Annotated in this window: 10 protein-coding genes; 3 read left to right on the forward strand and 7 right to left on the reverse strand. The window is 45.0% G+C overall.

Annotated elements, in window-relative coordinates; all coding sequences use genetic code 11:
• Window positions 1–57 precede the first annotated feature (57 nt).
• The gene (locus J8Z23_RS18185; RefSeq protein ID WP_434635671.1) at window positions 58–15,429 is read right to left on the reverse strand and encodes a retention module-containing protein; all 15,372 of its coding nucleotides are present in this window, start codon (window positions 15,427–15,429) and stop codon (window positions 58–60) included.
• An 860-nt stretch (window positions 15,430–16,289) separates the two neighbouring features.
• On the opposite strand from J8Z23_RS18185, the gene J8Z23_RS18190 reads away from it, so the two are divergent.
• Window positions 16,290–16,535 carry a YgjV family protein gene (locus J8Z23_RS18190; protein WP_005397186.1) on the forward strand — a complete coding sequence of 82 codons (246 nt, stop codon included), beginning with the start codon at window positions 16,290–16,292 and terminating at the stop codon, window positions 16,533–16,535.
• 99 nt (window positions 16,536–16,634) lie between these two features.
• Here J8Z23_RS18190 and J8Z23_RS18195 read toward each other — a convergent pair whose 3' ends face one another.
• A complete protein-coding gene (locus J8Z23_RS18195) occupies window positions 16,635–16,916 on the reverse strand; it encodes a DUF2218 domain-containing protein (protein ID WP_046875989.1) in 282 nt (93 codons plus the stop codon).
• Between the two features lie 42 nt (window positions 16,917–16,958).
• Entirely contained in the window at window positions 16,959–18,965 is a 2,007-nt protein-coding gene (locus J8Z23_RS18200; RefSeq protein ID WP_301659043.1) for a TonB-dependent siderophore receptor, read from the reverse strand.
• A gap of 116 nt (window positions 18,966–19,081) precedes the next feature.
• Between J8Z23_RS18200 and J8Z23_RS18205 the strand changes: the two genes are divergently transcribed.
• Both J8Z23_RS18205 and cueR read left to right on the forward strand, forming a co-directional pair.
• Window positions 19,082–20,050, forward strand: coding sequence for a helix-turn-helix domain-containing protein (locus tag J8Z23_RS18205; protein ID WP_301659044.1), 969 nt, complete (start codon window positions 19,082–19,084; stop codon window positions 20,048–20,050).
• An 87-nt stretch (window positions 20,051–20,137) separates the two neighbouring features.
• On the forward strand, window positions 20,138–20,524 hold the full coding sequence (gene cueR / locus J8Z23_RS18210; protein ID WP_012842332.1) for a Cu(I)-responsive transcriptional regulator: 387 nt from the start codon (window positions 20,138–20,140) through the stop codon (window positions 20,522–20,524).
• A gap of 54 nt (window positions 20,525–20,578) precedes the next feature.
• Here cueR and vctC read toward each other — a convergent pair whose 3' ends face one another.
• Genes vctC through J8Z23_RS18230 form a run of 4 tightly spaced genes read right to left on the reverse strand, consistent with a single transcriptional unit; the run spans window position 20,579 to window position 24,146 of the window.
• Complete coding sequence (vctC, locus tag J8Z23_RS18215; RefSeq protein WP_005397181.1) at window positions 20,579–21,334, reverse strand: iron chelate ABC transporter ATP-binding protein VctC; 756 nt, start codon at window positions 21,332–21,334, stop codon at window positions 20,579–20,581.
• 2 nt (window positions 21,335–21,336) lie between these two features.
• Window positions 21,337–22,287, reverse strand: a complete 951-nt coding sequence (gene vctG, locus J8Z23_RS18220) for an iron chelate uptake ABC transporter permease subunit VctG (protein WP_012842333.1) — start codon at window positions 22,285–22,287, stop codon at window positions 21,337–21,339.
• Window positions 22,280–23,215 (reverse strand): iron chelate uptake ABC transporter permease subunit VctD, encoded by a 936-nt coding sequence (vctD, locus tag J8Z23_RS18225; protein ID WP_301659045.1) that lies wholly within the window; start codon window positions 23,213–23,215, stop codon window positions 22,280–22,282. Before vctD ends, vctG begins: the two co-directional genes overlap by 8 nt.
• 22 nt (window positions 23,216–23,237) lie before the next feature.
• A complete protein-coding gene (locus J8Z23_RS18230; RefSeq protein WP_134645591.1) occupies window positions 23,238–24,146 on the reverse strand; it encodes a siderophore ABC transporter substrate-binding protein in 909 nt (302 codons plus the stop codon).
• Between the last annotated feature and the right edge of the window lie 53 nt (window positions 24,147–24,199).

Raw genomic sequence — 24,199 nt, forward strand, 5'->3', positions numbered from 1 at the left:
ACTCCCAATAAAAACGGACGCCTTGTTAAAGCCGCCCGTTTTATGTTGAATCCAGATTTATCCGTTATCAATAACACCGTGATTCAGCAATGACTCTACAATCTCATTGGAGCTAAGACCGTTGAAGTCTATCGATGTACCTAAGTTTTCCACAACAATGGTTTGCTGGACATTTGCATCCGTCGTAATGTTCAGAGAAACATTTTCTGTTGATGCGTCGTAATCGGCTTGAATGTGCGCAAGTAAATCATCAATACCTGCCGTTGGATCATTCAAATCAGCGATCACGTCTTTGAGGTCAATGGTGTCCTCATTAACGCTAAAGTCAGTGATGGTGTCAATCGCACCATTATCCACCGTGTCTTCTGTCCATTTAAAGATATCGCTACCCGCACCACCAGTCAGAATATCAGAGCCTAGTCCACCGATAAGCACGTCGTCTCCATCTCCTCCTAGGATATAATCATCTCCCGTACCTGCTGCTAAAGTAATGCCTGCATCACTACCAATAAGATAGCTGTCTTCACTTTCAGCGGACTGATCAATATCTTGATTATTTAGCGTAACGTTTAGATTAATATCTAATGGCGTTGAATACGCTTGATCACCATTTGATGCAGTAGAAACCGCAGTCAATGTAATATCGTAATCTCCCGGGATCGCATTATTGATGTGTAGCGTATCAATTTCATCTTCTGGAACAGTCCATGTTGTACCATCAAAGCTGATATTCGATGTTGTAGCTTCACTCGTGATCGTGGCTCCTCTTGGCACGCCAGTGAGCTCTAAGGCTAGTACTTCATCGACATCGGTCAACGCCGCCATAATACCCACCAGCGCGATGCCTTGACGGCTTGCACTTTGACTCGCACTAATTCTTTGAATGTAACTAAAGTTCTGATCAATGGCCAAGTTTGGTACGTCAGCGACAGGCGTTACGTTAATATCAAACGTTTCTGATGTTTGTAATGAGGTACCCGTTAAGTTGTCATAGAAGATACCGTTGTCATCAGCGGTAACGGTAAGCGCAATAGAATTGCTGTTCACGTCACTGGCATCAATAAATACACCGACATCCGGATCCGTCGAAGCGAAAAGACTATTAAGCTGAGACAAAGTCCCCATCAGTACAGTTTCACCTGCTAAACCAACGCCTTGAGTAATGCCACTCCCCGCCGGGACAACGACACTTATATCACCCTCATCGATGCTGAGTGACACCGTCATGATTTCATTCTCATGAACACCTGCAAAATCAACATCGGTAATTTCGATACCTGAGATTTTTTGATCCGATGACTCCACAATCGTATTTGTGACCATTGAGCCATCAATCTCCGGAGCATCGTTAATCGCCTGCACTGTCATCACGGCTGAGCCACTGACGGTCTTCGGATCCGAGACGCCATTGGTCATGCCATCATCCGTAATATCGTAATTAAAGCTTACATCCCCGTAAAAATCAGGAGCAGGTTCAAAGCTCCACTCCGTTGAGCTCAGTTGAGTAAGCGTCCCTGCTGCAGGGTCGACAAGCGTAACATTGCTAACGGTTAAATTGTCCGACTCAATATCAACCGCATTAACCAGCAAGTCTGCTGCGGTAACAATAACAGCGCCGCTGTCTTCATCAATACTTGTCAACGTCACTTCCGATGTTGTTGGCGCATCATTCACCTCTGTGACTTCAATTACAAATTGGCTACTATTTGAATTGAGTGTTTCATCGACACCGCTAATCACGATACCTTCGTTGCCTTGGTCATCGACAGTGATATCGACATTGACGTTACCAAAGAAGTTAAGCGCTGGATTAAACTCTACTAAACCATCAGCGATAGCGGCGTTAAGGTCAGATACGGTTCCTTTCAGTTCAATTGAACCCGTGCCGTCTCCAGAAATCGTCAATCCGTAATTGGCAATAATCGATGGTTCGAGCGCCAAGTAACCGCTATCGACAGCAATATTCAAGACATACTCTGCGGTAGGATCATCAAGTACCGCATCCACATCCGAAATACCAAATGTATCCAGCAGGATAGCGTTGTCTTCTGGTGTTTCAACGTCAATGACATTCACGAAGTCCGGTCGATCATTCACCGCTTCAACATCAACAGCTACGTCAAACTCCTCGGCTGAACCTAAATTTTGGCGACCATTGAGCCCGGTATCAACGGCTTGCACTTTGAAATGCAGTGACCCTCCCCATGAGTTATCGTTTCGATCACCAGAATTAAAGACCACTTGATCCAAATCTTGAGCATCGATTTCTAATACGAAGACGCCATTTCCTTGGTCAGTAAACACCGTTCCATCAGGTAATGAAACACTCGCCCCATCAGGAACATTTGAAATCTCAACTCTCAGCGTCTCTGGATCATTTTCCTGATAGGTTGCGCCATCTCCGATGGACTCTTTGTTATCAACCACCAACGCATTGACGTTGATAACAATATCTTCTCCCTCATTCCCCGCAGCTGAAGTATCGGGATTCACATCAACATCATCGCCAATAGGATTCACAACCAGCGTAAAGTTATTAGTTCGCTCAGTTGGTACTTGTAACAATTCTTCTTGGATGAACACGGTAATGCCAATCTCTGCCTCACCACTGAAGTTTTTCGGCGGTTTGATTTGGATGTCACTCAAATCAACGGATGTCTGAGTAAGGTCTTTTAGCTGAATACTCCATTCTCCTCCGCCGTTGTTCTTAACAACATAATCAGAGGAATTGGATTGCACGACAAAGTCATCAGGGATCCCTGTTAACTTGAGTGAAACGAAACTTTCAGAGCCATCATTATCGTTTAAGCTGATCGAAACCCCTGAGCCCGATTGATTCAACGAAATTAAAGTATCTTCGTCACCAACCACGGTAATTGGCTGCGTAGGATCGGCACCTGTAATCGTGATATCGTCCACCACTGGCGTAACTTCGAATGTCACGTCATCAGTAAAAGTTCTTATGTCGATATTATCGCCAGGGTTATTTAGGATAGACTGATCAAATACAGCCTCGTCCGTGATCTCTCCTTCAATATTAATCTTGACGGTGTTTTGTCCCCCACCTACGGGATAATTCTCTTTCGGCTTAAACAGAACATTATCAAGCGCACCCGCTAAAATCTCAGCTTCATTAAACTCAATACTTGTCCCTAAGCTATTGCCATTTGCGTCAACAAACTCCCCCAGTGTTGTGTCATCGAGTGCTAACTTAATATTCGTTAGCGTTTCCTGACCACCTTGGATATTGTTATAACGGTCGGCAAAATCGACATTCAGATTAAGCTGGATTAAACCATCTTCATAACCCACACCATCCGCCGTTGGTACATCGTTATTTAGGTCATCAACAGGTTGTTTGTTCGCGTCTAAACCGAGAGTACCTGTGATATCCACTGTCACATTTGGTGTAACATCACCATCTAGTGGCTGATCTCCCGCCGAACTCGGAACATCTGCGATCGGTAAAACCTGGACTGGAATTCGCACGTTGTTTTCTTTTTCGTCGCCAGACTCTGTGTCTTTAGTGACAAACCTCACAGGCAACTCGAAATCACCAGCGTAATCTTCTGCCAAGTGCATCGTTAAACCGTCCAAACCTGTGATATTGCCACTAGCATCAATATCTGCTTGGAAAACGTATTTACCATTGACAAAATCGATATCAGTGCCTGTTATCACCAAGCCTGGAGGAATACCGGGTGCGGATGGATCAATAACAACAGTCAAAACATCTTCCACACCATCCGCATTAATCGCATCGACTTTCGACGTCAATTGAGTGCCAAGGTCGATCGCATTGTCTTCCGATGCTTCAATTTGGACGTCATCAGCCACCTGAATTTCAGCGGCAACACTCGTTTGCGGCGTGAGAACCGTCGGAAACTCAAGTGTCACGTCAGTTTCTCTTACCACTGTTGCGTCTTTTTCAACGGCATCTTCACCTAAATCGTTGACCTCGGCATAGATGGTTAACCCAATTTGAGATAGACCGCCGTTGTCACCATCATCGCTGTCGTCGTTTGGCGTTAAATCAAGACCCGAAGGCGCTTTAATCGAGAAGTTTTCTTCGTCAATGACTGTCCATCGACCGCCGCCTTCGTTCAATGCACCAACAATGACCAATTGATTGAGAATCTCAGGGTCGACATTGTGGAACTGAACAACAAGCTGAGTCACCACTTCATCTGAAGAGGCGTCAAACTCTTGGTATTTGATGATATTCGCACCAGACTCCCCACCCGTTGAAGTATTGATCGTAAAATCAATGTTCCCTTGACCGTCTGACTTCACGATGTCAGTGACAACGCCAGTGCTTTCAGTAACAAGCAAACGTGTCTGGGCGTCTAGCGATCCTGTTGTATTTTCTGGTTCAACGATTGGATTGACTTGGACATGCACCATGCCATTGATGGTTTTTTCTGCAATTCCCTGCCCTGGATTAGAAGCATCGACATATTCGTGGTCAATCTCTTTCACCGTCACCGCAGTATTCAAATCAAAGTCAGTACTAGAGTCTTGCTCTAATTGCACCTGGACATACCCGCTTTGAGAGATTCGAGCAGAGAAGTCTTGCTCCGACTCGTTCGCTAGTGGCGAAAGTGTTAATGTTCCAGAAACCAATGTTTGTGCTACGCCATCGACATAAACCGTGCTGCCTGGAGGAAATCCAGAAATCGTCACCTCACTAAAGAACTCGTCTGTATCAGGGCTTTGAGCCAACGTTGGCTTCCAATCAATATTAAAGCGTGTATCTTCATCACCTTCTGATTGAACCGTGTAGTTATCTTGCGCATCAATGACAGGAGCGACAATAATTCGGATCTCACCCGATGAGGTTCGACTGTGACCATCATTCTCTGTGACGATCGTCGTCGCTGTAATATGAATGTTCTCCGTCGATGACGCTTCCGGTTTAATAACAATTCCAGAATTAATATTCGCCGTGGTGATATTGGCTTCATAGATTGGCTGATTTTGCGCGTCATAGCCTACAAAGGTCAGATCGACGGATGCACCATCGCTATCAAATACCTCGACACCTGCCGGAATATTGGACAGCAGAACCGTAACCGACTCTGAGTGATCATTCGGGTTATCTGGTAACTCGCCAGAGATGACACTAAAGCCCAACTCTACTTGACCATTCTCATCGATATTAGTCTCAATACCTCTCACATTGCCGTCATTAAACTCATGCCAGATCCCTGATTTATCATTAAGCTCAATAAATGGTATGTCAGCTACGCCTTTCACACCGACGATCACTGTTTTGCTGCCTAGTGACAACATATCTTCGGCAACCCCACTAGATAACGATGCCGTATCTTTTACGATACCTTCAACGTTGAAAGTAAAGTCATCATTGCTGTGCAACGGAGGAAGCACTTCGACGTTGGCTAACTCAGATTCTGGCACTTCGTAATAGAGTACATTGCCGCTTGAATCGGTCACTTCCACTATTTGGCTTGGGTTTGCTGAATCAAGCCACACTAACGTAACGCCATCAATTGAGAAGTCAGAAATACGCACAAACAGTGCTTCAGAACCATCTAAATCCGCAGACGGCTTCATGGTAATCACTTCACTTAACTGAAGTGGATCATGATCCGTGACAGGATTGACGGTGTCTTGAGTTCGAGCGTTATCCTCAAAGACATTGATTCGGTTGACCGTAAAACTACCTGGGTCCGCGATTGGGTTAACATCAATGATGATAGTTTCTGTCTCTGAACGTGCCGTTTCCTTCCCTGATAACGGATTATTGTTTTCTGTCGTAATCGCGGTTACATCAATCTTGATTTCGCCCGAGAAATTATCGATTGGATCAATTTGAACGTCACCAATTCGGCTGGCATCTACGAGATAAACACCACCAGTTTTTGGAATCGCGCTACCATCCAAATAGACTAACTCTGCGTTACCTTCCCCTTGTGTAAAGACGAGCTCGTACACTATATCTTCAGGATTACTAGTATCCTGAGTTTCCGCCGTGATATTAAGTGCGACGTTGTTTCCGTCTTCATCGACAGAATAGTTAAACTCGCTGCTCGTCGTCCAAGTCGCAATATCTGCAACGGCAGCAACTTCAATGTCTAAACGACCATTAATCGTATGATCTGGCGTACCATTGTTAAGAATTTCCACACGGATACGAGGATCGATACCAGAAGCATCGGTTGAGGTATGACGATCTGGTACGAAGTACAAGTTATCTAACGAGACAAGCTCACCATTGAATGACTGCTCGACATTTGATGCGTCGAGAACAACCGTATTGCCCACAGATGTTAATTCAATGTAGTTGCCACTACCGTCTCGGTAGTAGAACGTACCGTTGTGAGTATCAGCATCTCGAATAGTGATGTCACCTAAGCTCTCGTTACGGTCGATATCATGTAAATTGATAACCAAGTCGACTTTCGCCGGGTTGACATCCAGCGTCGACAAGTTGTCCTGAGTATTTGCAGAGTCAACGCCCACAACGACACCATCACGCCCTTGGTCCTCGAACGCAGTAACGGTAGACGTGTCAATTTGCGCATTGCGGTCTCTTATCGAGATATCCACATCGGCATCTGCGATATCGCCATCACCATCGGTTGCAACAACGTTGATGGTGAAATCAATCGAGTCGGTTTCGGTATGGTCAAGATCGTCATTAGGACGGAATGACACACTGCCATCAGTTCGAACAACCAAACGACCGATTTCAGTATCCACTCCGTCAAGAACCTTGTGAACAAATACGACTTGGTCGCTGCCGTTCAAATCGACAGAATCGGAATCAACACCGTTTTGCTTAAAGTAAATGCCTGAACCATCAGCCGAAAATGAAGTTATTTGTGCGCCGTCAGCACCAAGATCGTCATCACCTTCTACAGCATCTTGGAATAAATGAACCGTGCGGCTGCCTTGCCCCTCAACACGCGAAATAGATGCATCGTACAAGGTTGGAACATCATCGGTAATCGTCACTGGTAAGTTAATACCGGCCGTATCGCCATCGACATCGGTCGCGAAGACTGGGAGATCAAGTATGAGTGTATCTTCGCCTTGGGTTGAGTGGTCTAGCGCCCCCTCAAGCGTAAACTTGTAAGAGCCGTCAGCGTTCAAAACTAGCGTGAACACTGAGTTACCATCAGGTGTTTGACCTTGATAAGTAAAGTTGTTGTTGCTTACCGCGGTTTGAACTAACGTCACCGCGAGGCCACCTGAAGTTACTCCTGGTATCGGGTTAGAAGTAAGATCCAACTGGTAAGAGACAACGGTATCTGCCCCTTCCACCGTATCGAAATTACCCGTTGCTTCAAGGCTGTCTTTGTTGGTTGCCTGAGAACCATTAGCGAGGTCATCCTCGTCAACAGCCAAAGCATCTGCTGATTTAATTTCAGGAATGTCATCAACGATGGTGATTGGAAGGTTCAGTGATGATGACGTGTCACCATCAAAATCTGTGACTGTAATTGGGATATCAATGACAAGGTTGTTTTCACCTTGAACAGCGTCATGGTCGATTGGTCCCAACAGTTCAAATTGGTAACTGTCGTTATTCGCATCAAGAGACAACGTGAAGATCTTAGTTGATGTGCCAGTGATCACCGCTTCGTAACTGGTTACACCACCAACCGAGCTCACCACATTCAACTCGATGCTGTTGCCGTTTGAAGTTAAGCCAGACACAACCGCATTGAGGTCAGAAACTTGGTAACTGACAATCTCATCCGCACCATCAACGACTTCAAATCCACCAGTTAATAACGTTGAATCGCCACTTGTCGTGTCTGAGCCACCGGCAAGATCATCTTCATCAACGGTTTGTTGGCTAGAGTCTGTCACTTTCACAATCGCTGGAACATCGTCCACAACCGTGATTGGCAAAGTGATGTTGTTTGATACATCACCGTCAAAATCGGTCGCGTTGACTGGGAAGTTGATGACTAACGAATTTTCATCGTTACCCGCAGGATGATCAAGTGCACCCAACAGTTCAAACTCATAGCTGTCTGCTGAACCATTTAGCGTCAGTTTAAAGACGGTATCCGTCGTACCTTGTACGTAAGCTCGATACTCAATCACACCATTTGAATTTGAGAACTCAACCATCTCAAGCGGTTGACCACCTGAAGTAAGTCCAGAAACAGGTGACGTTAAGCTATCCAGCTGGAAGCTAACGATAGTATCGGCACCATCGGTAACGTCAAAATTGCCACCAATGATATTGGATTCTGGCGTGTCGTCCGAACCTTGGCTTGGAATATCATCCTCATCCACAGACAAGGTACTACCAGAGCTAATAGCATCAATGGTTGGCTTGTCATCTACGATGGTCACTGACAAGGTCGCAGTGATGGTATCGTTGTCGCCATCCGTGATCTTCACAGGTAGATTCAACAAAATCTCATCAGAGTTAACCGCGTGATCTAACTGACCAGATAACTCAAAGTCGTATTTACCATCTTGATGAAGTGTCAACGTGAAGACCGTCACTCCGCCCGGAGTTTGTCCCACGTAAACAAGCGCGTCAGCAGTTGAAGCACCAACGTCTTGAGAAAGTGTTACCTCTTCTCCACCCGATTTCAGATTCGGGATAGGATTTGAGCTTAGATCCAATTCGAAAGCATCAATACCATCTGCGCTAGTGACTTCGAACTCACCTGATATCGTTAATGGCTCTTTCGTGCCATCAGAACCAAGAGGTAAGTCATCTTCATCGACACGTAGGCTTTCAATATTGGTAACAACTGGAACATCGTCCACAACGGTAATTGGCAATGTGAAGGCTGGTGAAGTATCACCATCATTATCTGTCGCCGTCACAGGGAGGTTGATAACAATCTCGTTTTGCTGATTACCATCTGGATGATCAAGCGGCTTCTGTAAATCGAACTCGTAGGTGTTGTTCGTTGCATCCAACGTCAGTTCGAACACCACTTCAGCAGGATTACCAGCGACACCTTGGTATACGTTCACGCCGTTTGCGCTAGAAGACAGAACTAAGCTGATAGCTTCACCATCTGAAGTCAGTGACGCAACAGGCGTGGTCAGGTCACTAAGCTGAATAGAAGCAACTTGGTCAGCACCTTCGGTGATATCAAAAGTACCTGAAATAACAGTATCTTCTGCACTTGCAGCATCAGTACCTGCTGGTAGGTCATCTTCATCAACGGTTTGTTCGCTGCCTGCTAGTAAACCATCAATGGTCGGAACATCATCCACAACCGTAATTGGTAAGGTGATGTCGTTCGACACGTCTCCATCAAAGTCAGTCGCGTTTATCGGCAAATTGATGACCAGTTCATTTTGGCCATCAGCATTTGGATGATCGAGAGGAGCCAGCAAATCGAACGTGTAGCTGTCATCAGAGGCATCGAGGGTCACACGGAATACTGGTGTCGTCGTGCCATCAATACGTGCTTCGTAAACTGAAACACCACCTGCGTTTGATACTTCAACCATAACCAATGATTGACCACCAGAGGCCAGGCCTTGTACTGGCGTCGTTAGGTCAGAAACGCCGTACTCCACAATGCCATCAGAGCCATCAGTCGCGATGAAGTTACCGGCAATGCTGTTCGACTGCGTACCATCAGATCCAACTATTGGGATATCGTCCTCGTCAACCGTTTGCACACTTGTTGCTTCGATGCCACCAAGCGTCGGCTTGTCATCAACAATCTTGACAGGAATTGTCTCAACTGACGTGTCGCCATCAAAGTCTGTCGCAATAATTGGGAAATTGAGTGTCAGCTCATCGCTATCAACAGCATGGTCGATTGGCCCTTCAAGCGTAAACTGATAGCTACCATCGGTATTCACCGTCAGCGTAAAGACCGCTTCAGAACCCGCTGTTGCTTTATAGGTAAAGCTTCCATCGCCGTTTGCGGTTTCAGCCAATGTAACTGCCACGCCTTGTGATGTGAGTCCAGCCACTGGTGTTGCAGAAGCGTCGAGCTGATAGCTTACCACTCGGTCAGAGCCTTGCGTTGTGGTGAAGTTGCCATCGATTGATATTAGATCGTTTTGATCCGAGCCAATCGTGGCTAAATCATCTTCATCAACGGTAATCGCATCGACATCAGTAATAGTCGGCTTGTCATCGACGATGGTGACTGGGATCGTTTCTGTGGTGGTATCACCATCAAAATCTGTCGCGATGATTGGGAAGTTCAGCGTCAGATCATCACTACCTGTTGCATGGTCAATTGCACCTTCAAGCGTGAAGTTGTAACTGCCGTCGCTGTTCACCGTCAAGGTAAATACGGCTTCTGATCCTGCGGTAGCGGTATAGGTGAAACTGCCATCCGCATTCGCGCTTTCCGTCATTGTCACCACAACCCCGTGTGAGGTTAAGCCATCAACAGGGTTAGAGGACGCGTCTAACTGATAACGCACAACATGATCAGAGCCAATAGTGACAAAGTGACCATCAATCGACACGGACTCGTTTTGATCAGAGCCAATCGTCGCCAAGTCATCTTCATCCACGCTGATCGCATCAACATTAGTGATGCTTGGCTGATCATCAACAATAGTGACAGGCAGTATTTTAGTTGAAGTGTCGCCATCAAAGTCTGTTGCGATAATCGGGAAATCGATTTGTAGGCTGTCGCTATTCATCGCATGGTCTAGTGGACCTTGCAGAGTAAAGGTGTAGCTGCCATCTGGCTTCAGCACTAATTCAAATACGGCATTGCCATCTGCTGTGGCAGTGTAAGTAAAGCTACCATCACCGTTTGCCGTCTCAGCAAGCACGACAGATTCACCATGAGAGGTCAACCCTGCTACTGGATCCGCGGTTGCATCAAGCTGGTATTTAACAACACTGTCCGAACCTTCAGTTGTGCTGAAAGAACCCGACATAAACGCATCATCGTTTTGGTCTGAGCCAATTGAGGCGAGATCATCTTCGTCTACTGTCAGTGGGACAACGTTATCAATGGTTGGAACGTCATCAGTAATCGTGACTGGAATGGTCGCAGTCGTCGTATCGCCATCAAAGTCTGTTGCAATGATTGGGAAGTTCAGAACTAATTCATCGCTGTTTAACGCGTGATCGACTGGCCCTTCCAGACGGAAGTTGTATGTGCCATCAGCATTCACATTCATGGTGAAGACCGGATTGCCATCCGCGGTAGCAACGTAAGTAAAGCTGCCATCGGCATTCGCAGTCTCTACCAAGGTAACAGGCTCACCTTGCGAAGTTAACCCCGAAACAGGATCAGCCGTTGAGTCAAGTTGGTAGCTCACCACACGGTCTGACCCTTGAGTGGTCGTGAACGCACCTTCTACATAAACAGCGTCGCTTTGGTCTGAGCCAATACCTGAGAGATCATCTTCATCCACAGCCAGCGGCACGACGTTATCGATAACTGGTGCATCATCCGTGATCGTGACTGGAATAGTTGCCGTGGCCGTATCACCATCAAAATCGGTGGCAATAATCGGGAAATCAATGGTTAGGCTGTCGCTGTTGGCCGCATGGTCGATTGGTCCTTGAAGCGTAAAGTCGTACGTACCATCCGTTGCGACGTTTAGGGTAAAAATAGGATTACCATCTGCGGTCGCGACATAGGTAAAGCTGCCGTCACCATTAGCCGTTTCGACCAAGGTAATCGCCTCACCTTGAGACATCAGGCCCGCGACAGGATCAGAGGTTGAATCCAGTTGGTAGCTCACCACTCGGTCAGAGCCTTGTGTGGTGGTAAACGCGCCTTTAACGAATAGATCGCCGCCTGGGTCGGAACCTACAACGTTAAGGTCATCCTCATCAACATTCAGCGCATCAACCGCTGTAATAATCGGTACATCATCAACAATCGTGACTGGAATGGTTTCAGTAACGGTGTCGCCATCAAAGTCGGTTGCGGTAATTGGGAAGTTCAGTGTCAGCTCGTCACTATCAACCGCGTGATCAATTGGCCCTTCTAGCGTGAAGTTGTAAGAGCCATCAGTATCTACTGTCAGAGTAAATACTGGGTTGCCACCCGCTGTCGCTTCATAAGTGAAACTGCCGTCAGCGTTTGCGGTTTCTGTCAGTGTGACAGCCACACCTTGCGATGTTAAACCGTCCACTGGTGTTGCTGAAGTATCAAGTTGGTAGCTCACCACACGGTCTGAGCCTTGCGTGGTGGTGAAGCTGCCATCAATAGAAATTGGATTTCTTTGGTCTGAACCAATTGACGCTAGATCATCTTCATCAACCGTAATGGCATCTACGTCAGTAATAACTGGCTTATCGTCCACGATCGTCACAGGGATCGTGGCGTTTGTGGTATCACCATCAAAGTCGGTCGCGATGATTGGGAAGTTGAGCGTCAACTCGTCGCTATCGACAGCATGATCAATTGGCCCTTCTAGCGTGAAGTTGTAAGAACCATCAGTATTCACCGTCAGCGTAAAGACTGCTTCTGTGCCTGCCGTTGCTTTGTAGGTAAAGCTGCCGTCGCCATTTGCGGTTTCAGTCAGCGTGACCGCCACGCCTCGTGATGTAAGGCCATTAACTGGTGTTGCGGAAGCATCGAGCTGATAGCTCACCACTCGGTCCGAGCCTTGCGTGGTAGTAAAGTTGCCATCAATTGAAATCGGGTCTGTCTGATCTGAGCCAATCGTGCCTAAATCATCTTCATCAACAGTAATCGCATCAACATCGGTAATGGTCGGTTTATCATCCACGATGGTAACAGGCAGTACGATTTGGCTTGTGTCACCATCGAAGTCTGTCGCAATAACACTAAAATCAAGGGTTAAGCTGTCGCTATTTGCCGCATGGTCGATTGGACCTTGCAGCTCAAAACTGTACGAGCCGTCGGTATTCAAAATCAATGTGAAGACTGCACTGCCATTTGCCGTTGCGCTGTAAGTGTAACTGCCGTCTGCATTTTGCGTTTCGGCAATGGAGACGGTTTGCCCTTGAGATTGCATGCCATTTAAAGGATCAGCGTTTACATCCAACTGATACTGTACGACGCCATCAGAACCCTGAGTCGTCGTGAACTGACCTTCAACCAGCGTTGGCTGTGATTGGTCAGAGCCTACCGAACTTAAGTCATCTTCATCGACGGTAAGAGCAACAACGTCGTTAATGGTTGGCACATCATCAGCAATGGTTACCGGTAGAATAAGTGAACTGGTGTCACCGTCAAAGTCCGTTGCGACAATAGTGAAGTCTAAAGTTAAGCTATCGCTACCCACAGCATGATCGATTGGACCTTCAAGGATAAATGAATAAGAACCGTCAGGGTTCACTTGTAAGGTGAAGATAGCGTCCCCTTCTGCCGTTGCAGAATAGGTAAAGCTGCCATCTGAGTTGGCTGTTTCCGACAGAGAGATAGATCGACCCTGTGATTCCAACCCATTGAGTGGATCAGTGCCGCTCTCTAATTGATAACTTACAACACGGTCTGAGCCCTGAGTCGTCGTGAAACTGCCTTGCGCGAGCACAGAATCGCTTTGATCAGAGCCGATGCTTGATAAATCGTCTTCATCGACGGCTAGCGCATCAACGCCATCAATCGAAGGAACGTCATCTTGAACTTGAATGACAATTTGCGCCGCTTCTGGTGTGTTCGAACCGTCGGTAATCGAGGAGCGATCGCCATCCGCATCTACCGCGTAAACTGGCAGTGAGAAAGTGAGCGCATCATCATTAGCACCCGTATGGTCGAGTTGTTCATACAAGTTGAATTGATATTCGCCCAATGCAGGGGCATCGATCGCCACATCAAATACGGTAATACGCACGCCATCCAACTCGATGAAGCCTTCGTAAGTGCGCACGCCGTTACTCTCGGACGCTAGTTCCAGTTGAACAACCTGCCCTTGAGATTGGAGTTCTCCACCAACATTAAACTCTGTAGGTTCCAACTCATAGTGATCAATGATGTCACTACCGACCGATGTCGTGATCGACCCAGAGCCACTTGTTACTACCGCGCCTTCCTGTGAACCTTGGTCAACCCCCGCCTCGTCTAAAGACAATCCCGTCACGTTTTCAATCACCGGGTTATCGCCATCAAGGATGGTCATCGTAAAGGTGTTACTTGCCGTATCTTGGTCGAAATCGACGATTGTGGTTGGCAAAGAGAGCTCAATCGTATCTTCACCGTTTGTTTGTTCTAACGGCTTAAATTGCTCAAATTGGTAGGTACCATCAGTATTCAGACTGATGGTTAAAACGGTTTCATTAGAGCCTGCAATGGACAGGGTGATAGTGCTGCCGTCTTCAGAGAGTACCGCCTCTGTTGCCTGATTATCACTCAATAGGCCATCAAATTGACTAAGTCCTTCTTGATTAAATGTGACCGTTGCCAATTGATCACTACCAATATCAACAAAGGTGCCAGTAATCGGAGTAGAAGAAGATTCAACGTTTTCGAAAGTAACGTTTTGCGGCGCCGGATCATCGCCATCAATAACGGTTGTCGTGAAATCGATAGGTGCTTGAATACTGTTACCACCAATATCTGCGCCTGTAATGTCAAAAGCGATATTGATTTGATCACCGGAGATGGAAACTTGACCATCAGCAACAGAAGCGACATGGTCAATGCCCTGGCTAATCGTGGTAACGACCTCTAACTCTAAATCACGGCCTAAAGATGTCGCTTCGATCTCTATACGAAGCACTTCGTTACCTTCTTGAGTGCCGATAATGACATTTTGCGCTTCGTCATAAACGAACGCCACTGGCTGACCAGCAGAGGTAATATCACTATTTAGCTCGGTTAACAGAGACTCTAATGAGGACGTTTCAGGTACAAATGAAGCGGTATCAAGTGCGAGATCCCCTGCTTCAATCAGCACACTAGAAGAAATGGTTTGCGGGTAGCTTGATAGAGAAATTGAGCCTTCTGTTATGCTAGATTGCAGTGATTGTCCGCCATCGGCAAAAATAGTGACATCTAAATCATCAGCTTCATCGCGTTCTTCTACACCGCTACGAGTCGCTGACGTCTCAAAAAAGGTGGAGGCAAGTACTTCCGGATTATTATATTCAACGGTCACATAGCCAGCATTGGCTGAGCCTTCAGCGCCAGCACCAGCAGCCGTTGCTTCCAAAATAGCAGTCGGGTCAGCACCATCTAAAATGGCCTGTTGGATAGCCGCGACATCATTAGCTTCAAAGTTAGCACCTTCGATAGCTGTTGGATCGAAAGTAACCTGGCCATTAACTGGAGATTGCAGCAAGGTTTCTGGTTGTTCAAAAGAAGGTTCTGGAAGGCACGCGACACAATTAGCATCAACCAGATACAGCTCATTATGTATCTGTACATCAAGAGAAGCGTTATTTTCAGTAATGATCACTTCGCCAGATATTAACTCATCCCCCGCTTTTATAGACCTGACTTTTCCATCCAGACCTAAAACCAAGACTTCACCTTTGACAGCATTTACAATCGCGTTCTGCGGCACGGTTTGCGTACTCATCTGACCTCCGCTAATGGCCTACGTTTCCCATTAACCTTTTTAGATAGTTTTTAAATGATTTAGTGCGGCATACTGCACACCTTTAGACGATTAGACTAAGTATCAACTCATTAAACAATCGATAAATGGCGCACTAATGAGCAAAGTAAGTAAAACTTACTAGTAGTCACAGAAATGTGACACATGTCCTAACACCGCAATATCGATTAATTATATGAAATTGATATCTTATTCCGTATAAGTGTAGTCGTTTTAAAAAAGAAGATAGATGAAAACGCTCAGCTAAACGCCAAACTACCGGTTGCAATCAATAATGGAAGAAAAGCAATAAGAATGTTGTATACACCTGAACGTGATGACAACTTAATCAATATTGGTGACGAGAAAAACGTGACGATTAAATATTGAATGACATAAATCGTTGGACAAAATATAACCATGAAAATGTGGCTCACAATATGAATTCCCGAGCACCACGAATTCGGCTTTGTCCTGATATACAGTAAAAAAAATACGAGCAAGCTAATAAGAAAATACATAAACATCACACTTGAAAATAATTATCATTTTCAATCATATGTAAATATTCCCCCACTTTCAATGATGTGAGAGCTATTAATACCATCGTTATTATCAATCAACACAATAAGTAAAATTATCAGTAATTCCCGTCCTAAACGTTTGCGTAATCGCTAACCTTCTCTTAACCTTGATTTGAGGCTTTTATCACGGTTTTTCCATTGATATAGTGCGTCCATACAACAAAAAAAGACCATTCGAGGCATGGAGCTTCCTCATTAATCTCAAGATGAGAAGAATTGGTACCGACAAAATTCGGCAGATTTTAAGAGGGTCAAAAAATGGACATGAATATGGTTGAGATTTTAGGTTATGCAGCTTCAATCATGGTCGCAATTTCGCTAACTATGAAAGATATTGTTAAGCTTCGTATCCTTAACTTTATTGGTTGTGCGCTATTTACTGCTTACGGACTAATGATTGATTCTTGGCCTGTAGTATTAACTAACGGCTTTATTGCTTGCGTTAATATCTACTTCCTAGCAAAAATGCAACAGGAAAAAAAAAGCCTAGAATCTAGAGCCTAAAAAGCAATAGCATTCGAACAATAAAAGCCCGCGAATGATAAGATCGCGGGCTTTTTGCTTTTTAATGCGCTCTCATTTTCTGCCCATTCATCAATAGCTCTAGCGAACCCAGTTAAGTGCTAATGTTTCTCGACGAGAGAACATGTCTACATGCGATGAGATTATCGCCTTCACTGTGCTCAGTTTCTCTTCTGAATCCGCCTCACAAATAATGGTCAAGCTAGACTCGCAAAGAGCAAACTCCGCTTTTCCCGTCGGGAATGTCACCAAACCGCTGTTTTCATTCCAAGTAGCAGGAACCTTTCGTCCAAAATGCCGACAAAGCGTCACTAAATATTTGTCAGCATGTTCGCTATCTATTCGGGTGCTTTCTTTAATCATGAATTTACTCGTGTTTTGAAGCGCCCCCTCTCGGGAGCCCTATTAGAATTGATAAGCAGCAGAAAGTTTGAAGTTGCGACCAGGCTCGTAGTCATCAAGCGTGAAGCCACGTGCAGTACCCGAACGAGACGCATGAGAGCTGTACAACTCGTCAAATACATTATCAATACCAAAGTTCACCGACAGTCCATCAATATCAGACGGCACCCATTGAGCATATAGATTATGTACATCATAGCTTGCTTTCTTTGGCTGACCATCAAAGACGTTGTCTTCCTCTAGAACAAACATTGAGTTCCACCCGAAGATCGTTTCTAAAGCGTCTGACTGGTAATCCAAAGTTAGAGCAATACTATCACCCATATCAATGCTACGCCCATTACCCCCAGCAACAGGGCCACCAGTATTCTTGTTTTTGGTGTCCGACTTAGAGTAAGAAAGTTTGCTGTTAAACTTGTCGTAGCCATAAGAAGCACTTGCCTCAAAGCCTTTAATCTCGACATCACCTAAGTTGTAAATCAGGTAAGTTTGAGTCGCGTTTTGGTACTGGTCGGCAATGTAATCATCAATTTCCGTTTGGAATGCCGTAATATTCGCTCCAAAGAAATGCTTATCAAAGGTTTTATCAAAACGGACACCACCCTGTGTGTTCAACCCCGTTTCTGGCTTTAGTCCATCCTCTAAAAATGCAACGTCTTGGTAAGCAATAAAGGTTTCCATCAGCTCAGGGCCTTTGAATAGAGAGCGTGCGCTCGCAAACAACGTCCAATCCTGGGTGACTGCCCATTCTGCTGCTAGGGCCCAGGTCACATCATCATAATTACTCGTCCCCGTTTCAGCTTCACGTTTGTAATCATCAAAACGCATACCTGCGGTAACAAAGAAAGCATCAGAGAAGAAGAACTGGTCTTCTACAAACAATGCGGTTGAAATGGCCGATTCATCCATGAACTTACGACTACCGTAGTAACTTGAAGATGTCTTATCCATGTAGTCGAAACCATAGGTGATTCGATTATCAAACTCACCTAACATAACATCCGACTGGAACTTACCATTCAAACCAAAGTTTTGGTTTTTAGCGGTGTTCTTCGATAAACGGTTCGAAGGCCAGCGAGGAGCCATAACGCTCTCATCCCGTTTAATTTCTGTCTCGGTATTATACAGTGTGACGTTACCTTTATGCTGTTCGCCTCGCAGCTCGTAACTCAAGGTAACGGTATCTCGGTCATAATCCGTAGGAATAAGTAACGTGCTCGATAAGCCATTGTTCGCACTACCCGACATATCAGGACGCGGACTGTAATCACCACTGTCTCGGTACATGTCATAAGAGAGCTCAAAACGATGGATGTCGTTTAGTTCATACCCCAACTTAGCCAGAATGTTGTAAACATCACCCGCAGCGCCATAGGTTTTGTTGCCGTCACCATCTTCAAAGTCATCGCGCGTAACGTAATGGCCATAAACCATCGCATCAATGTTTTCGGACAAAAGCCCGTACAGTGTCAACGAGCCTTGTTGGTTGTCGTTGGATGCATAACCGCCATAAACACGAGCGCCAAACGTTTCATCGTAACGAAGTAAATCGCGAGCGTCTTTCGTTTCAAAATAAACCGAGCCGCCTAAGCCATTTTGAGTCACAGAGTTATTACCTACCTGGATATCGGCAGATTTGAGAATGTCAGGGTTTAGCGTCAAGTTACCAATGTGATGGAACATGCTCGCATGCTGAGAAGCACCATCAAGACGAATGTCCAAATCGGTTTCGCTCAAACCACGAATGGTAATACGTTGATTCACAGAGTGTGTTCCACCAACATCCACACCGGGAATATCGCGCAGTAAATCAGACATATGATCCGCTTGCTTCAGTGACATATCGTCTGCAAACATCGACTCGGTATTGCTAGAAACTTTTGTTCCCCATACAACGACTTCTTCAAAATGTGACTCGGTATCTTGAGCTAAAACAGGGTTTGATAGCGCCATTCCCACTGCAAGGCAAAGGCTTGAAAGCTTGATAGATGAACAAGCAGGGCTTTCCATAACTTCATTCCTAAATATTAATGATAATAATTATCATGTATAATAAGCGTGAGTTTTATAAATACAAAGGCGATTTGATTATGCGAAATCACACAAGTGTTATGAGGAAGTGTCAAATGCAGGAAGTCACACCAAAACGAACTAGAATTGCCAAGATCGCTTTAACCCAAAAACTGGAAGCCACAGAAAAGCAGTGGATCGTCACTCAAGGTCAACCTTGTCAAACTCAACTGGCAGAAGGCAAATTCCTATCATATCAGTACAATGATCAAATCTTTGTTCATGGTGGGCGTTGCCTAGAGCTTGTTGATTCACATATTGTTTCTACTGCCCACGCCTCACTGTTGGTCACTATTCTTTTAGAAGGTAAGCTCTCGTTTGGCTATGACGATTTGCAATTTGATTTAGACGCAGGCGACGGCCCTAAAGGTGTCGTGGTGAACCTACTCAAACCTGCAAACTTTCGTCGCTCACTGCTCAAAGATAACCTCATTAATAAGATCAACATATTGGTTAAGCCCCAGTGGCTAGAGGCTCGCCTTGACCAAACCTGTCGTCATCGGTCCTTTTTTAACTCTCATCAGGCGTTTCATCCTCTAGAGCTTAACCAGGCGTTATGCGAACTGGCTGAAACGCTGACAAGCCGAGAAACACCACAAGAATTCCAAGATAAGTTGGAAGTTGAAAGCTTGATCTATCAAATTTTGCATCAAGCGACTGAGCAAATCCCCAAAAACTTCAGTGCTAATAAAAATAACCATGAACGGCACACAGATGGTCGAATAGAGGATATTGTTAGCTATATAGAAACTCACCTTGAGCAAGAACTAGGCTTAGAAAAGTTGGCAAGCGTGTTTTCAATGAGCGTTTCAAACCTGCAGCGCCGATTTAAACAATCACTGAATATGACCGTAAATGGTTATATTCGCTTTCGTCGCCTTGAGATTGCGAGGCAACACTTGGAACGTGGCCTAGTGACGATCACGGAAGCGGCTTATGAAGCCGGATACCACCACCCTTCCAACTTCACCTGCGCTTTCAAAAAGGTATTTGGTGTACCACCGCATGAAGTGATAAAAGAGTAAAGAGGCCCCAGGTAACTGACTGTTATTTAGGAGTGTCTTATCCACAACATCGGTATATACTCGCCTTAAACGTTATGGAGGTTGAACATGAATATTGGTGCTGTCGCAAAGCTTACTGGGCTTTCATCTAAGTCGATTCGATTGTATGAAGACAAAGGGATCATATCTCCACCAGCGCGCAGCGACTCTGGCTATCGCGAATATTCAGATAATCATATTCAAGAGCTTAACTTAGTATCACGCGCAAAAAACGCTGGCTTTTCACTGCAAGAATGCAAAGAGTTTGTGCAGCTTGCCCATAATCCCAACCGAAAAAGCAGCGAAGTAAAAGCAAGAACCATGGATAAGCTGAGAGAGGTTGAAGAAAAAATCGCGCACCTTATGGAGATCAAAACGCAACTTGAAGGTTGGGTTTCTTCTTGTCCGGGAGACGCTGAAAGCCGATGCCCAATCATAGACGAGCTCACCAAGTAAACTCGCCTATCTATCCTCATTGAAGAATCGCTTTCATTAAGCACTGAGGTTGGATTAGTGGTAAGTACACATGCGCTTGCCGTTTAATTCGATAATATTAAACGGCGTTTCGTAGATATCCTCTAGCGTAGACGCCTGAATCACCTCTTCCACCGCACCACTTGCCACAACTTTGCCTTGCTTAAGCGCCAATATGACATCCGAGTAGCACGCTGCGAAATTAATATCATGAATTACCACCACCATGGCTTTGTTCATGTCATGAGCTAACCGCTGCACGACTTTCATGATCTGAAGAGAGTGTTTGATATCTAGATTGTTAAGTGGTTCATCAAGAAAAACGTAGTCTGTATCTTGTGCAATCACCATGGCAATAAACGCAAGCTGTCGCTGACCACCACTTAACTCATCCAAATATTTGTCTTGGATACCTTGTAAATCTAGGTAGTCGATCGCTTGTTCAATCACCGCATGATCTTCTTTGGTCAGATTTCCTTTGGAGTATGGGAAACGGCCAAAAGAGACCAACTCCTTCACGGTAAATCGCATGGTAATAGAGTTGGCTTGACGAAGTACCGCCAGCTTTTTCGCTAACTCTTTAGTGTCCCATTCCGCAATTTCCTTACAATCAATGATAACACTACCACCATCCCGCTCCGTTAAGCGCGAAGCCATAGATAACAGCGTGCTCTTTCCCGCGCCATTCGGGCCAATAATGGACGTCACTTTGCCCTTTTCAAACTGAGTATTGGCCTCATCAACCACTTTATTTGAACCGAAGGCCTTCGTTAATTTGTCTATCACTATCATATTTATACAACTTTGTTTTTCAGTAGTAGGTATAAGAAATACGCACCACCAATAAAGTTAATAACGACACTCAACGTCGTCTCAAAACTGAACACGTTCTCGATAATCCATTGCCCAGCCAGTAACGAGCTGATGGAGAGAAACGAACAACCAACCAATAGCGTTTTGTGTTGGTAACTTCGGAACATTTCTCGGCTTAAGTTGGTCACCAGCAAACCAAAGAACATGATTGGTCCCACTAGAGCCGTAGAAATAGCAATCAGAACCGCCGAGATAATGAATACATTTCGCGTCACCTTAGGTACGTCGACGCCCAAACTTTTCGCATTGTCTTGGTCGAGCCAAAACACATCTAAAGTGCGATGCATACTAAATAGCAACCAACATGCAAACATCAAAGCTGGTGCACTAAAGTAAACCAAATTCACTTTGACATTATTAAAGCTGGCGTAAAGTTTCGATTGAACGATTGCAAACGTATTTGGGTCCATCAGCAAAGAGAAAAATGACGCCGCATTGGAAAATAGCTGACCAAAGATCAAGCCGACCAATAGCAACGTAATCAAGTTCTTGCTTCCTTTAGAAAAGTAAAAACCAAACAACAATAATGAAAACGACACCATTACAATTACGGCAATTGTGAAATTGACGTACAAGTTAAGAACTAAAGTACTCAAACCACCAAAAATCAGCACGATCAAAATTTGCGTCAACACATACAACGCATCAAACCCCATGATACTTGGCGTTAAAATTCGGTTGTGCGTAATGGTTTGAAATACAAGTGAAGACTGAGCAATAGCCACACCCGCTAGCACTATCGCCAATACTTTAGGAACTCTACGAGATAAAAAATACTGGTAGTTGTCAGCTGTTAGCCCAATACCAATAAACAAACATGCGAAAAGTACCGCAATGCCACCTAGCAGTAGGATTTTCGTTGAATCACGCATGTTGCTTACCTCGCAACAACATCGCGATGAATACCACACCACCCAATATGCTGATCACGATAGAGATTGGCATTTCATGAGGGAAGATAATCAAACGACTCACCAAGTCGCAACACAGCACTAAAGTCGCCCCATACATGGCCGTAAGCGGAATGTTCTTTTTGAGGTTATCACCATAAAAGTGACTAACGAGGTTCGGCACAATCAGACCAAGGAATGGCAGCAGCCCCACAATCATCACGACACTTGCTGACATGATTGACACCAATAGAACGCCAATCGTGACAACCTGCTGATAATTTAACCCCAAGTTAACCGCGAAATCTTTTCCGATACCCACGGCTGAAATCCGTGCGGCAAAAAGATAGCTGAGAATAGCCATTGGTACCGCGATGTACAGCAGTTCAAAATCACCACGCAAGATGTTGGCGAAGTTTGCGACTGTCCAAGCATTCAGACTTTGAAGTGCATCGTATTTGTAAGCGATAAACGTGGTCATGGATTGGATGACATTGCCGAAAATAATTCCGACAAGTGGCACAAAGACCACACTCTTAAATTGAATGCGTTGAATAAAGAAAATAAATGCTAGCGTCCCGAACACCGAAATACCGAAGACAAGCCATAGGTGATTGTCGTTGCCAAAGAAAACCACGCTCAGTACATAGCCCAGCATGGCGCATTCGATCGTACCGGTTGTAGAAGGTGCAGCAAATCGGTTCTGGCTGATTTGCTGCATAATAAGGCCTGCAATACTTAAGCCTGCACCAGCAAGCAGTATGGCGAATAAACGTGGTATACGGCTGGTAAAGAAAAGCTCTAACGCTTTCTCATCACCCGAAAATAACTGTTGGGGCGTCATGTTTGCCACCCCAACAAATAACGAAACCGTGCTTAAAACCACAAGGGTTAGCAATAACTTTTTCAAAGTTAACCTCTGCTATCTTGGATTACAGTTCAACGGTTTGCTTGATCTCACTGACCATTTTTTCTGTTGCAGTCACACCAGACATCGACAAGTACCACGCGTCCACATCTAAATAAGTGATTTTGTGATTCTTATATGCGGCGGTTGCTTTGACTAAGTCGTTATCCATGGACTTACGAATATCGTTATCTGGCGTGCCTTTCAGCGAATTGCGGTCAACTACGAGTATATTTTTCGGGTTAGCTTCACGAATAAATTCATAAGAAATAACATCTCCGTGAGTGCCCGTTTTCACGTGTTCAACCGTTTCCAAGAAACCGAAATCGTTATAAATAACACCAAATCGTGATTGAGCTCCAAACGCACTGATGTTGTCACCCATGCTTAAAATCGTTAACGCATCATTGTTATTTGATTGGTTGTAGTCACGGATTGCTTTGAATTGAGCATCTAGCGCTTCAATTTTCTGCTCTACTTTTTCTTCGATATCGAAGATTTTACCAATATTGCGCCACTGTGCTTGCGTACCTTCCCAGTAACCTTGATTCTCTTTCGCAGCAAAAACGACCGTAGGAGCAATTTCACTCAGCTCTTCATATTTCGCAGACGCTCGCGGACCAACCAATATCAAATCCGGTTTTTGCATGTAAATGGTTTCAAAGTCAGGTTCAAACAAACTACCCGCAGAGGTGTAGTTATCTTTGCTGTACTTTGAAAGGTAGCTAGGCAGATTAGAAGAGTTAGAAACTGCAACAGGATCGATGCCAAAGTTGTCCAGCGCATCTAGCGGTCCAAAGCCAATCACAACCACGCGTTCTGGTGATTGTTCTAGCTCGGTTTGACCCATGTAATGGTCAATCACAACCTTAGCAGCGAAAGAAGGAGAAACAGTAAATAGCGACAGCATAGCCGCACCGACGAATTTTTTCATTTTGTTAAGCCTTAATGAGATCTATTATCATGCGCGTTCGCAATATAGCGTTA

Source organism: Vibrio sp. SCSIO 43086 (assembly GCF_051132235.1).
Taxonomy (GTDB): domain Bacteria; phylum Pseudomonadota; class Gammaproteobacteria; order Enterobacterales; family Vibrionaceae; genus Vibrio; species Vibrio diabolicus.